11 protein-coding genes are annotated in these 13,024 nt (G+C 48.3%); 8 read left to right on the top strand and 3 right to left on the bottom strand.

Features of this window, described 5'->3' with window-relative positions:
* Positions 1-21: 21 nt before the first annotated feature.
* Both GO755_RS27370 and GO755_RS27365 read right to left on the bottom strand, forming a co-directional pair.
* Positions 22-684, bottom strand: coding sequence for a family 16 glycoside hydrolase (locus tag GO755_RS27370; protein ID WP_157588496.1), 663 nt, complete (start codon positions 682-684; stop codon positions 22-24).
* Positions 681-1,535, bottom strand: coding sequence for an alpha/beta fold hydrolase (locus tag GO755_RS27365; RefSeq protein WP_157588495.1), 855 nt, complete (start codon positions 1,533-1,535; stop codon positions 681-683). The genes GO755_RS27370 and GO755_RS27365 overlap by 4 nt, the downstream gene beginning before the upstream one ends.
* A gap of 138 nt (positions 1,536-1,673) precedes the next feature.
* Here GO755_RS27365 and GO755_RS27360 point away from each other — a divergent pair, with 138 nt between their 5' ends.
* The 5 genes from GO755_RS27360 (at position 1,674) to GO755_RS27340 (ending at position 6,678) form a co-directional block, all read left to right on the top strand.
* Positions 1,674-3,005 carry a hypothetical protein gene (locus GO755_RS27360; RefSeq protein ID WP_157588494.1) on the top strand — a complete coding sequence of 444 codons (1,332 nt, stop codon included), beginning with the start codon at positions 1,674-1,676 and terminating at the stop codon, positions 3,003-3,005.
* A 6-nt stretch (positions 3,006-3,011) separates the two neighbouring features.
* Entirely contained in the window at positions 3,012-3,986 is a 975-nt protein-coding gene (locus GO755_RS27355; RefSeq protein ID WP_157588493.1) for an NADPH:quinone oxidoreductase family protein, read from the top strand.
* 54 nt (positions 3,987-4,040) lie between these two features.
* A complete protein-coding gene (locus GO755_RS27350) occupies positions 4,041-5,120 on the top strand; it encodes a DUF4421 family protein (RefSeq protein WP_157588492.1) in 1,080 nt (359 codons plus the stop codon).
* 60 nt (positions 5,121-5,180) lie between these two features.
* Complete coding sequence (locus GO755_RS27345) at positions 5,181-5,792, top strand: Crp/Fnr family transcriptional regulator (RefSeq protein ID WP_157588491.1); 612 nt, start codon at positions 5,181-5,183, stop codon at positions 5,790-5,792.
* A gap of 88 nt (positions 5,793-5,880) precedes the next feature.
* Positions 5,881-6,678, top strand: coding sequence for an SDR family oxidoreductase (locus tag GO755_RS27340; RefSeq protein ID WP_157588490.1), 798 nt, complete (start codon positions 5,881-5,883; stop codon positions 6,676-6,678).
* 137 nt (positions 6,679-6,815) lie between these two features.
* Here GO755_RS27340 and GO755_RS27335 read toward each other — a convergent pair whose 3' ends face one another.
* A complete protein-coding gene (locus GO755_RS27335; protein WP_157588489.1) occupies positions 6,816-9,104 on the bottom strand; it encodes a GH92 family glycosyl hydrolase in 2,289 nt (762 codons plus the stop codon).
* Between the two features lie 283 nt (positions 9,105-9,387).
* Here GO755_RS27335 and GO755_RS27330 point away from each other — a divergent pair, with 283 nt between their 5' ends.
* The 3 genes from GO755_RS27330 (at position 9,388) to GO755_RS27320 (ending at position 12,982) form a co-directional block, all read left to right on the top strand.
* Positions 9,388-10,647, top strand: a complete 1,260-nt coding sequence (locus tag GO755_RS27330) for an efflux RND transporter periplasmic adaptor subunit (protein ID WP_157588488.1) — start codon at positions 9,388-9,390, stop codon at positions 10,645-10,647.
* A 12-nt stretch (positions 10,648-10,659) separates the two neighbouring features.
* On the top strand, positions 10,660-12,132 hold the full coding sequence (locus GO755_RS27325) for a TolC family protein (protein ID WP_157588487.1): 1,473 nt from the start codon (positions 10,660-10,662) through the stop codon (positions 12,130-12,132).
* 187 nt (positions 12,133-12,319) lie between these two features.
* Positions 12,320-12,982: an ABC transporter ATP-binding protein gene (locus GO755_RS27320; RefSeq protein ID WP_157588486.1), complete on the top strand. Its 663-nt coding sequence runs from the start codon at positions 12,320-12,322 to the stop codon at positions 12,980-12,982.
* Positions 12,983-13,024: the final 42 nt, after the last annotated feature.

The raw sequence follows: 13,024 nt of genomic DNA, 5'->3' as shown, positions 1-13,024 counted from the left end.
ATCGATGCTGATTAGTCATTGTTAGTTCATCGGTTTACTGGCGGCTGTAGCGGCTTTGGTTACCTTGAAGTTGGCGAAATAACCTTCAGGGGTGTTGCCCAGCCAGAGTCCAACCGATCCTTTTGAACTGCCACGAGCCAGATTCTTGATCTGGTACACTTGCTTACCATCCACGAAAACGGTGGCCATCGGTCCTTTTACATCGATTTTGACATGGAACCATTGCTGCGTTTTACAAACTGGAGCACCCTGATAAACAGCGGCTTGGTAGTCTTGCCAGTTGACAAGGCCGTTGTTGATGGGCATGTATTGCATAGCTCCCAACTGGCCCGACATGAACGGACGGAAGTAAAAACACTCGTAGCGTGGCTCAGTACCAACTTCGTTAAAATGAAAAATCACCCCCAGGAATGAGATCGTCGATTTGGGCAACGGTGTCGCAATGTCCAGCTCGATACTTCCGTCTGAGAAAGTGTAGTTATTGAGGTAGGCGATAGTGGCACCAGTAGCGATTTCCTTTTCGCGAATGAGCTTGATTGCGGGCTTGCCTAAGTAATCAGCCTTGGCTGTCTTTCCGCTGAATGTCCATTGCCTGGTCGAAAAGTCGCCGTAATTCTCAACCGACTGGGCGATCGTTTTCAGGCTGATCAAGCCGATAAGTGACGTCAATACAACGATTTTCATGATTTTGAGGGTTTATTGATAAATGGAACGATTGCTTCCCAGACCGCCGGGAAGTTGCAATAGAGTACGACATGTCCACAGCCTGAAATAATGGACAAGGTGCCATGCTGAAAAATCCGGGCTGTTTCGACGACTTTTTCAGTCTTGAAATAAGGGTCTTTGTCACCCGCCATGACCAGAACGGGGCATTTGATTTGGCGAATAGCCGCGTCGGAAATGAACGTCGGCTGATTCCAAAGCACGTCAAGCTTATCCAGTAACTCGCTCCACCGGCTCGCGTCGGGCATAATCGCCTTTCTGGATTTTACGAAATCGGGAGCCATCTTGTCCAGCCGTTCGGGTGTCATTTTACCTTCTTCCTGAACGGACAAAACGCGGTCAGCTGATCGTTGGGGTGATCCAATGGCAACCAGTTTTCGAACCAGCTCGGGGTGCGTAGCCGTGAGGTTATAGCCCGTTATTCCGCCATCACTGAAACCAAGTACGAGCACGCTATCTTTGGTTATACTCCTGATGACGGCAAAGGCATCGTCGGCGAGTTGCTGGTACGAAAACGCCTTGGTACCAATCTCCGATTTGCCATGTCCACGAGTGCCAATCGCGATGACCTGATGCGTTTGGGCTAGCTTCGGAATCAGGAATTCGTATTCATCAATGTACCCGAACAGGCCGCCATGCAGGAGCACAATAGGTTTGCCTTTTCCATAGAGTTCGTAGTAGATTTTGGCATCGCCTACGTTGTAATAGTGGCCAGCTTGTAGATTGTTGCCGTATGGGACTGCGGTTTGGGCATTGACTAGATGGGCAAGCATCAGAAGCAGAAATACAAAGACTTTCGGCCGTTTTTTCATCGTTTGTTTCAGTACATTTGGTTAATTAAGCGCGAACGAAAACAAACTTGCGAAGCCCGTCACACAAGAGCCATTCAATGGCGTTCAACTTCTGTTCAAGTTTGCACAAGAGAGTAAGTGGTTGATGAGTAGGTTTTTATGATTACGCAACAGGAAGATAGAGAACTCACCCGCTGCCGTCGGTTGATTGAGGAGAAAATAGGCTGGGGGAGAAGCGACGGTTGGTCTACCCAGGATTTTGAGCGGCTTGGTGAGCAGATTGCCGATCAAACGGGCATCTCCTTAAGTGTGACCACCCTAAAACGAGTCTGGGGACGCGTGCGCTACGATTCTGCCCCTACAGCTACCACGCTCAATGCCCTGGTGCAGTTTGTTGGCTATGAAAATTGGTCGCATTTTAAAGATGCCCCGCAGAATGATTTTCCACAAGACGGTTTGCCTCAATACGAGTCGATTGTCCAGCCTGAGCATCTAAAAAAAATGCCGGCGGTTGTGCCAGAACCGGTTCAATTGCGCCGTTCATCTGACAAACGTCGCTGGTGGATTGGGGGTGGGTTATTGGCTGGAATCGTCGGGACGCTGGTCTTTTTTCTGAATTATGCTACGCCAGAGCCACTCTCTTCTGCCGACTTCTCATTCAGTAGCCGACCGGTGACGAAAGGGCTTCCGAACTCGGTCGTTTTTCACTATGACGCTACAGCCTCGCCCACCGATTCGGTATTTATCCAACAATCGTGGGACCCGAATCGGCGCGAGTTGGTACCAAAGAATGGTCACGAATACACCTCTATTTATTATACGCCGGGCTACTATCGGGCCAAGCTGGTGATAGGCAGGCAGATCGTGAAGCAACACAATCTGATGATTCTGTCGGATGGCTGGCACGTAGCTGTTATGCGGAATCCCGTTCCGGTTTACGTTAAACCCGAAGAAGCTATCCATAATGGTGCCCTGGGTTTGTCGGTTGCAGCTATTGAGGCCCATAATATTCCGATGCAACCCCAGCCCCCAACAGTGCTTTATCGCTATGTACGTGAGTTTGAGCGACTCAACGCCAGAAATTTTGTATTCGAAACGCGGGTGAAGAATGACTTCAGAAAAGGGTCCTCGGCGTGCCAGCATGTTCATATCTTAGTGCTGTGCAAAAATCAATACTTATCGATTCCGCTGTCGGCGAAGGGCTGTATCGCCGATTTGAACTTATACCTGGCTGGCCATTATGCAGAGGCAAAGACCACGGATTTGTCAGCCTTCGGTGCCGATTTGACTAAGTGGGTAGACGTTCGGTGTGAGGTTCGAAATAAACACGTGCAACTTTTTGTGGGTGGTAAAAAGGCGTATGAGGCTATCGCACCCAATGCGTTTACCGATATTGTAGGTGTCAGCTACGAATTTGAAGGCACGGGTTCAGTAGATTTCGTTCGCTTTAATCGACTGGACGGAACCACTGCATTTGAGGATAAATTTTAAAACTACATGAAAGCTATTCTTTGCCGCGCGTACGGCCTGCCCGATACGCTTACACTCGAAGACATTCCCTCGCCTGTGCCTGGTCCTGGCGAAGTGTTGATTCAGACGAAAGCCTGTAGCCTGAATTTTCCGGATACACTTACGATTCGGAATATGTACCAGTTTAAACCTCCGCTGCCGTTTTCGCCAGGGAGTGAATCATCGGGTATTGTGACATCGGTGGGCGAAGGTGTAAAACACGTTAAACCCGGCGATCGTGTATTTACTTTCGGCTCGCATGGCGGATTGGCCGAAGAGCGAATTTCGGATGCCCGAACCACGATTCCACTACCAAAGGGAATGGATTTCATTACAGGCGCATCGACCATGTATGCGTATGGAACGTCGTATCACGCACTGAAAGATCGCGGGCAACTTCAGCCTGGCGAAACGCTCCTGGTTTTGGGAGCTGCCGGAGGGGTAGGTTTAGCTGCGGTTGAATTAGGCGATATGATGGGAGCTACGGTCATTGCAGCTGCTTCCTCCGACGAAAAACTGGCTGTCTGCAACGAGAAAGGGGCTACCTACATGATCAACTACACCAAAGAAGATCTGCGCGAACGTATCAAAGACATCACACAGGGCAAAGGCGTTGACGTCATCTACGATCCTGTTGGTGATAAATGGGCAGAGCCAGCCATTCGTTCGCTGGCCTGGCGAGGGCGATACCTGGTCGTTGGGTTTGCTGGTGGTGAAATCCCGAAAATTCCACTCAATCTGGCGCTGCTTAAAGGAAGCTCGCTGGTGGGTGTTTTCTGGGGCATGTTTACGCAGAAAGAAGCCGCCCTGAGCCAGCAAAATATGCAGGACATTGCCATTTGGGCGATGGAAGGTAAAATTTCACCCTATATCTCGAAGCACTATACATTGGCCGAAGCTCCGCAAGCGCTCACCGACATGATGGAACGTAAGGTAATCGGTAAAGCGGTCGTAGTCTTGTAAAAACATTATCTATTTTGCTCATGTTAATGGCAAGATAGTTTCCTGTTTTAAAGCATGGGTAAAGGTTTACGGGGTAGATGGTTACTGCTTATCCTGCTGATCGGGAGCCACTTTGGTAGTTATGGTCAGGGACTTAGCCTGTTAGGTATTCCGCTGGATACATTGTTGAAAACCAAGATCCCACGGGTTGATCGAGCGTACATAACGACCTATTATCGGCAGTTACATTTTTATATTGTCAGCGACCGGCAGGATTATACGTTGCGTGTGGCTGGATCGCCCAATTCATTAATCTATAGGCCCAACCTGGCCTGGACCCTCGGGCCGGGTATCAACTACAAGTGGTTCGGAACGGAAATAACGGTTAAGCTTCCTTTTTTCGGTTACAACAACGATCTGAGGGGGAAGACAAAACCATTTGGGATTACTATCAATTTAAACAACCGACGATATTGGTTATCTACCCAGTATCAGTTTTATCGGGGTTTTTATATCAGCAATCCTGACATTCTTGAAGCAAACTGGTTTGACCATCATTCCGCCTATCCATATCGGGACGATCTGCGAAGTCAGACTGTGTCAAGCCGGTTGTTATATCAGTTTAATCCGCTACAACTCTCGACTCCTGCTGCGTTGCTTCAGCGCGAGGAGCAACGCAAAGGGGCAAGTTCCTGGAACGTTGGCACATCGCTAACCTATCAGCTCATTCGGGCTGATTCATCGATAGTACCTTCGGCATTGCACGATGATTTCCGGCCTGAGTCTCGTTTGCTAAACCTAAAATCGCTGGCCGTGGGCATTGATCTAGGCTATAGCCAGACGATTGTCTTTCGCAAGCACTATTTTATCAGTTTCACCGTACGACCGGGGGCAACGATTTTATTGCAACAAACCCATAACGAGTTGACGGGCACCGAAAGTCGGCTACAGCTTGGCTGGGAGGGAATTGCATCGGCTACGATTGGCTATAGCTCAAGTATCTTTTATGGTGGATTATATGGGTCGTCCACGTTGATGAATCGAACCTTCTCGCAAGGATTAATCAATACTAATGCGGACTATATTCGACTTGTTTTCGGCAAACGAATCCGTTATCAACCTAAAGGCATAATCAAGCAGGTTCCTGGATTATAGCTATTTTTATGGCGATCAATGCGGGCCATTTCATCGTTCCGCTTTTAAGCTGTTTTTAGCATGGATACCGAACCACATACAGAGCGTCAGGATGCAACTCGGTTTGTCCCCTTATTTACTTATTTACGTCTTTTTAAGAATATTCCGTCGGCCGATGTCGATGTGATTCAGCAGGAATTGTCGTATCGGAGCCTGGCTGAGGGCGACTATCTGCTCAAAGAGGGTTCTATTGCTACGAATCTCTTTTTCATTTGCGATGGAGTTGTGCGCATTGTTACCCAGAACGAGCAGGGGCGGGAACTGACTCACTATTTCCTGAAAGAAAACCAACTGGTAACCATTCTGGACAGTTTCAATCGGGGTGTTCCGGCCAGAGAAAGTATTCGGGCGGCTTGCCCTACACAAGTGATTGTCCTGCCGAAACGCAGTTTATTGCTTCTCTACGATCGCTTCCCTTACCTGAAAGAGCTGATTGATAAACTGACGCAACAGACACTGCTGTACAAAATTCAGATTCGGAATGCCTATTTAGGGGAGGATGCCATGACGCGCTATCAACAATTTTTAATCCGCCAGCCGGAGATTGCGTTGCGGGTGTCCTTACAGAGTATTGCGTCGTATTTAGGCATTACCCAACAATCGCTGAGCCGGATTCGAAGAAATAGCTTTTAAAAACGGAATTGGTGAGACAGACATACGCCATATCTCCAAAGATATGGCGTATGTCTGTCTCACCAATTCCGTTTTTACCATTTGGTAAATGAAACTCCCGTTCGCTGAGGGAAATTTGCTGCGTCAAAAGCAAATAAATCAGGTTATGAATCAGCAAACAGTGAACGGTTTTTTAGTTGGGAAACGAGTCGTATTAATAGGAGGGAGCTCAGGTATTGGGTTGGCAACCGCCAAAGCAGCCGCGGCAGAAGGGGCACAAGTTATTATTGCATCCAGCAATCAACAACGTATTGATCAGGCTTTAACCGAACTGCCAGAAGGTAGCGAAGGGTATCGTGTGGACTTAACCAATGAGCAGGAAGTCGTCGGCTTTTTCGATCAGATAGGCGGATTTGATCACCTTGTTTATACGGCTGGAGAAGGGATTAAATTAAGTAATCTTGCCAATGCACAACTTGATGAGGCTCGTTCGTACTTCAATATTCGCTATTGGGGTGCGTTTATGGCCGTTAAATATGGATATCCGCATATGAGTAAAGACGGCTCCATTGTGCTGACTAGTGGTATTGCCAGTCAGCGACCCAATGCTGGCTGGTCGTTAGGTGCGAGCATTTGTGCCGCTATGGAGGGCTTCACCCGAGCCATGGCGATGGAACTTGCGCCAGTGCGTGTCAATGCTGTATCGCCGGGGGTAGTAAAAACCAATTTGTGGTCGGGTATGTCAGACGCTGATCGGGAGGGTATGTATAGCCAGATTGGAAGTTCGTTGCCCGTTAAACGGGTTGGCGAAGCGGAGGATATTGCACAAACCTATCTATATCTACTAAGACAGCCATTCAGTACTGGTCAGATCATTACGGTTGATGGTGGAGCGGTGCTGGTGTAGAAAGGTTTTATCATTGATTTATTTTTTGTCATTCCGACCTCAGGAGGAATCTCAAGCTTGATTAATATGAAGCTTGAGATTCCTCCTGAGGTCGGAATGACAAAAAATAGGTTGCAAATTTTACGGAAAATAGCAACCTACTTTTTCGCTGGCTTTGCACTCATGTAAAACGTCAACTTGCCGCCTTTCATAATGTCTGTATGCGTAATGACGGGCTGGGTTAGTTCCTTTCCATTCAGCAGTACCTTTTGCACATACACATTTTTGTCGCCCTGATTGATGGCTTCGATGGTAAATGTCTGCCCATTTTCGAGATTCAGACGGGCACTTTTGACCGAAGGGCTGCCTAGCGAATACTCTTCTGAGCCGGGTGCTACTGGATAAAATCCCATTGACGAGAACATGTACCAGGCACTCATTTGCCCACAGTCGTCGTTGCCGCCCAAACCGTCGGGCGTGGATTTGTACTGCATGTTGAGGATCATACGGATACGTTCCTGTGTTTTCCAGGGCTGCCCCGCCCAGTTGTACAAATAGGCAATGTGGTGGGCCGGTTCGTTGCCGTGAATATACCCACCAATGATTCCTTCGCGGGTAATGTCTTCGGTTTCGGCAAAAAACTCATCTGGCAGATGCATCGAGAAGAGCGAATCGAGCCGATTCGCAAACTTTTTAGGACCACCCATTGCCTGCATTAGAGCCGCTGGATTTTGCGGAACGAAAAAGCTGAAATTCCAGGAATTGCCTTCGATAAAACCCTGTCCTTCCGTTTTATAAACGTCGAATTCGGGTTTGAACGAGCCATTGGCCAATCGGGGACGCATAAACCCAATGGACGTATCGTAAACGTTCTTCCAGTTTTCGGAACGTTTCAGGTAGGTGGCGTATACATCAGAGCGATTCAGCTTCTTGGCTAATTGGGCAATGCACCAGTCATCATACGCATATTCCAGCGTATTTGATACGGAGGTTCTATTGGCGCTTTCAGGAATATACCCTTTGTCGATATAGTCTCCAATACCTTCATAATCACGATGGTTGGAGGTGGCAATACAAGCGTCAAGGGCTTTCTGTGCATCGCCTTTAAATGTTCCCTTGATCACTGCATCGGCCAGTACTGATACGCTGTGGTATCCGCTCATGCACCAGTTGTCGTTGGCGTAATGCGACCAGACAGGCAGCATTTTTAGGGTGCTTTGGTCGTAATGAGCCAACATGGATTGTACCATATCATTGTTCCGTCCGGGCTGAATCAGATTGAAAAACGGGTGGAGTGCCCGGTATGTATCCCAAAGCGAGAACGTCGTGTAATTGGTAAACCCAGATGCCGAATGAACGCCCTGATCCAATCCTTTATACTGGCCATTGACGTCCATGTACATCGTTGGGTTAATAAACGAGTGATACAGTGAGGTATAGAAATTCACTTTATCCGTTTCAGAAGCATCGATCTGGATTTTAGTTAACTCTTTATTCCAATCAGCCTGAGCCCGTGCTTTGGTTTGCTCGAAGTCCCAGTGCGGGATTTCGGCTTGCATGTTGGCCAACGCGTTCTCCTGACTAACCGGCGAAATGGCCATCTTCAACTTTATTTTTTCTCCTTCATTCGTATCGAAATCGAAATACATACGGATTTTCTTGCCCGCTATTTCCGGGAAGTTTTTCGTCTGGTCGAATTTGCGCCAGAAGCCCTTGTAGACCTGTACTTTATCCAGATTTTTCTGGCCATAAGATTTAAACGGTTTCGAGAATGATAGGGCGAAATACACCGTTCGGGTACGTGCCCAGCCGTTCGTTTGCCGGTAACCCGTTATCAATGTGTCATTTACCACTCGTACGTACGTCCAGACACCTTTATCCTCATAATTGTAAATGCCATGCATCAGATCGAGAATAATGTGCGACTGATCAGATTTGGGAAAGGTATACTGGTGAAACCCAACCCGATTGGAAGCTGTCAATTCAACCGTAATGGCATGGTCATCGAGTTTGACTTTATAATAACCCGCTTCGGCCACCTCGTTCGCGTGGGAAAACGCTGATCGGTACCCGCCCTTTGGATTCGACGCCACTCCTGGATTGAGTTGCAAAGCGCCCTGCGTTGGCATGATTAAAAAATCGCCCAAATCCGAATGGCCAGTGCCACTGAAGTGCGTATGACTAAACCCAACAATCGTTTTGTCTTCGTATTTATAACCCGCGCAGTACCGGTAAACATCGCCGTTGTACTTGCCATTGAACTCATACGATAATGTATCCGAATCGGGACTTAATTGAACTGACCCAAATGGCACCGTAGCACCCGGAAAGGTGTGCCCCATTTTTTCTGTGCCAATCAATGGGTGGACATAGGGAACAAGATTCTGCTGGGCAAAGGAGATAAAAAAGAGAAATTGAAAGAGGATTGTAAAGCTAACTTTTGTCATTTTTTGAAGGGATATCCATTGGCTCTGGTAATGGGATAAAAAGGTACGAAAACCTTTCGGAAGTGCCAGAACCTATCTGCAAATACCCCCCCCTGAAGGGGGCTCTGCTCACCAGTGAACTAAACCCCCTTCAGGGGGGGGTATTTGTAACTGTGCGAAACGGCAATAACCTGTGCGAAATCGCACGTTTTTTTATTGCTGTTTTTTGTTAACTACTTGATTGGTAGTTGCATAACTGCTGGCACACTCTTTGGCCTTCTATCTGTGTAATACAACACAGAAAATGGATAAAGAACTTGCCCCAGAAATTGCCAATCGTGGCCGCAATCGGAACCTGCTCATTGGGGTAACGACCGTTGTGGCGTTGGCGCTGGTCATTCTCTGGACACGGAACGCGCTCAAAACCTCTGTCGAAGCTGATCGAATTCGCCTTGCAACCGCTGAAATCGGCCCGGTCGAAAACTCCCTTAACGCAACAGGCGAAGTCATTCCGGCTTATGAGCAGATTTATACCAGCCCCATTCGGGCCAGTATCCGACGCGTATTACTCATGCCGGGTACGTCAGTAAAAGCGGGTCAGCCAATTCTGGATCTCGATAAGTCGCTCACCGAAATTGAACTTGAAAAACTCAATGATCAACTGGCGCTGAAACGGAACGGCATCGATCAGCTACGTATGAAACTGAATAAAAGCCTGTACGATGCCGAGGTGAACGATCAAATAAAACTGCTCAATATCAATCGCTTACGGGCTGATCTGGAAGGCGCCAAACGGTTGCAGAAAGTAGGAGGAAGCACTGGCGAAGATGTGACCCGCGCCGAAAATTCTCTTCGTGTAGCCGAACTGGAGAAAAAGCAGTTAGAAAACGACCTCAGCTACAATAGGCAGTCGATGAGCGCCAGCCTGCGCGAAACGACGTTACAGGCGCAGATTGAAGAAAAAAACCTGAAAGAGTTAACCCATAAACTAAAACAGGCCGACATCATTGCCGACCGTCCGGGCGTGCTGACTTGGGTGAATGAGAATATCGGTTCGGCGGTGAACGAAGGCGAAATGCTGGCTAAGCTGGCTGATCTGGCCAGTTTTCGAGTGGAAGGATCATGCTCTGATGTGTATGCCGATCAGGTTAAAGTGGGGTTGCCGGTTACGGTTAAAGTAAACGAAACCAATCTGCGTGGGCTAATTACGCAGGTAAAACCCGCGGTGAAAAATGGAATCGTACAGTTTGTGATCCAATTGGATAACAGCCACCACGCGTCTCTTCGCCCGAATATGAAAGTAGAAGTATTCGTCATCACTGACCGGGTAGCGAAGGCCGTACGAGTAGCGAACGGGCCTGCGTTCAAAGGCAAGCGAACACAGTACGTATATGTGTTACCGAAAGGAAGTCAGGTGGCGCACCGTAGGGAGATCGCGCTTGGTTTGTCTAACTTCGACTTTGTAGAAATAAAGTCAGGAGTCCAGCCGGGCGAACAAATTATCCTGACGGATTTGAGTCAGTACGAGCATCTGGAAGAAATCACCATTGAGCCAAAACACTAACCCAGACTCGTTATGAACCGCTTTTTTATACTAATACTTGGTTTGCTTAGCCTAGTTGGACAAGTGTCGGCACAAACCATGACCTTGAACGAGGTTTTGCAACTGGCACAGGCACAGTCGGTATCGGCGAAACGGGCCAATACGCAACAGCGCACCAACATCTGGGCCTTCCGCTCGTTTCTGGCGCAGTACAAGCCACAACTTAGTCTGGATGGGTCGTTGCCTAATTTTACACGCTCGTATATACAGGTAACCCAGCCCGATGGCAACATCCAGTTTGAGCCGGTATCGTATAACAACTCGATCCTGAATTTGTCGTTGAGCCAGACGATTGCCCCGACAGGTGGGACTATTTTTGTCCAGAAGCAGCTCCAGCGGTTCGATAACTTTATTCAAAATACCAAGCTCTACAATGGGATTCCCTTTGGTATTGGCTTATCGCAACCGCTGTTTCAATTCAACCCGATGCGTTGGGATCGAAAAATTCAGCCGCTGTTATTTTCCGAAGGAAATCAGCAACTGATCGAATCGCTGGAACAGGTTTCACTGAACGCGACAAACCTGTATTTCGACCTGTTGGTATCGCAGGTAAATCTGCAAATTGCCGAAACCAACCGGGTGAATAATGATACACTTTATCGGATTGCTTTACATAAGCTTGACCTCGGCAAGATTTCGCAGAATGATCTGTTACAACTGCAACTAAGCGTCCTCAATGCCGAAAAAGATCTGGCATCGGCGCGACAAACAGCAGCGGTGGCTTCGCTGAAACTGAAAACGTTTATAGGCTACCGCAATGAAGAAAACGATCGATCGGTCATTAACCAAACACGACCGCTTGAGTTGACCATCCCTAACCAGATTCCTGACCTGACCGTCGATGTGAATCGGGCGATCAGCGAGGCCACTGCCAATCGGGCGGCAGCCATCGCGTTTAAACGACGGTTGCTGGAGGCCGAACGTGATCTGGAAAAAGCCCGCAAAAACAACGGCCTGAACGCGACACTTACGGCGGGGTATGGGCTATCGAATCAGGGCCCCAATCTCCTTGATGTGTATGTGCGTCCGCAGAACCGCGAATACGTCTCGCTCCAATTCACATTGCCCATTATGACCTGGGGCCGGGCGCAGGCAATTGTCGAAACGGCTAAAGCGAACCGGGAGCTGGCGCAGCAAACCGTAGAGCAGGACAAGCTAACCTTCGAACAGGAAATCTTTACGCAGGTAACACTCTTACAAATGCTTCGGCAACAAGTGGTTCTGACTGCTAAAGCTGACCAGATTGGCCAGAATCGCTACCAGATTGCGCAGGATCGCTTCAAACTGAGCGACCTCAGTGTGACCGATTTAGGAATTGCCACGCAGGAGAAAGACCGCGCCCGACGTGATGCGACCCTGGCTTTACGCGATTACTGGCAGGCGTTTTACACACTACGCTTATTGACATTGTATGATTTTGAAACGAACCAGAAAATAAAATATTAGCTCACTTAACCTCACCCCCGGCCCCTCTCCTGAAATCAGGAGAGGGGAGTTGTTAACGTCTAGCTTGATTTCTCAAATCTATTATTGGTAAGACTTAGGCTAAAGTTGGCGTTTATGACTTCCGTTGCTCCCCTCTCCTTGTTTTAGGAGAGGGGCTGGGGGTGAGGTTAACCCAAAACAAAAAACCATGATCAACCTCCAAAACATCGAAAAAGTCTATCGCACCAGCACCATTGAGACGCTGGCGCTGAACAACATCAACCTGGATATTAAGAAAGGTGAATTCGTTTCCATTATGGGGCCGTCGGGTTGCGGTAAGAGTACGCTGCTCAACGTAATGGGCCTGCTCGATGAACCCTCCAAAGGCACTGTACAACTGGATGGGCAGCCTGTAACGAAGTACACCGATAAGGAGCTGGCTCGATTGCGGAACCAGAAGATCGGCTTCATTTTTCAGAGCTTCCACCTCATCAACGACCTGTCGGTAATCGATAACGTAGAGATTCCACTGCTGTATCGCTCGACCAATGGCAAACCGCGTCAGGAATATGCCAAAGAAGCACTGACGAAAGTGGGCTTGAGTAACCGCATGAAGCACTTTCCGAAGCAGTTGTCGGGTGGGCAGAAGCAGCGGGTAGCTATTGCCCGCGCCATTGTTGGTAATCCCGATATTATTCTGGCCGATGAGCCCACCGGTAACCTCGACAGTGCGATGGGCAACGAAATCATGAATATCCTACAACAACTCAACGACGACGGCGCTACCATCGTGATGGTTACCCACGACGAACAAATGGCCAAACGCACCCACCGACTTATTCGCCTTTTCGACGGAACGCAAGTTTTATAAAGAGCGAAAGAGTGAATTAGTGAAAAAGCGGAAAGGCTGGAT

Source organism: Spirosoma arboris (assembly GCF_009754945.1).
Lineage (GTDB): Bacteria > Bacteroidota > Bacteroidia > Cytophagales > Spirosomataceae > Spirosoma > Spirosoma arboris.
Note: the sequence above shows the minus strand (reverse complement) of the source record. Positions and strands in the feature narration are given on the sequence as shown.

Coding starts and splice junctions, on each gene's coding strand:
- GO755_RS27365 (WP_157588495.1), bottom strand. CDS start 1,535: ATGAAAAAACGGCCGAAAGTCTTTGTATTTCTGCTTCTGATGCTTGCC.
- GO755_RS27350 (WP_157588492.1), top strand. CDS start 4,041: ATGGGTAAAGGTTTACGGGGTAGATGGTTACTGCTTATCCTGCTGATC.
- GO755_RS27335 (WP_157588489.1), bottom strand. CDS start 9,104: ATGACAAAAGTTAGCTTTACAATCCTCTTTCAATTTCTCTTTTTTATC.
- GO755_RS27340 (WP_157588490.1), top strand. CDS start 5,881: ATGAAACTCCCGTTCGCTGAGGGAAATTTGCTGCGTCAAAAGCAAATA.
- GO755_RS27370 (WP_157588496.1), bottom strand. CDS start 684: ATGAAAATCGTTGTATTGACGTCACTTATCGGCTTGATCAGCCTGAAA.
- GO755_RS27345 (WP_157588491.1), top strand. CDS start 5,181: ATGGATACCGAACCACATACAGAGCGTCAGGATGCAACTCGGTTTGTC.
- GO755_RS27320 (WP_157588486.1), top strand. CDS start 12,320: ATGATCAACCTCCAAAACATCGAAAAAGTCTATCGCACCAGCACCATT.
- GO755_RS27360 (WP_157588494.1), top strand. CDS start 1,674: ATGATTACGCAACAGGAAGATAGAGAACTCACCCGCTGCCGTCGGTTG.
- GO755_RS27355 (WP_157588493.1), top strand. CDS start 3,012: ATGAAAGCTATTCTTTGCCGCGCGTACGGCCTGCCCGATACGCTTACA.
- GO755_RS27325 (WP_157588487.1), top strand. CDS start 10,660: ATGAACCGCTTTTTTATACTAATACTTGGTTTGCTTAGCCTAGTTGGA.
- GO755_RS27330 (WP_157588488.1), top strand. CDS start 9,388: ATGGATAAAGAACTTGCCCCAGAAATTGCCAATCGTGGCCGCAATCGG.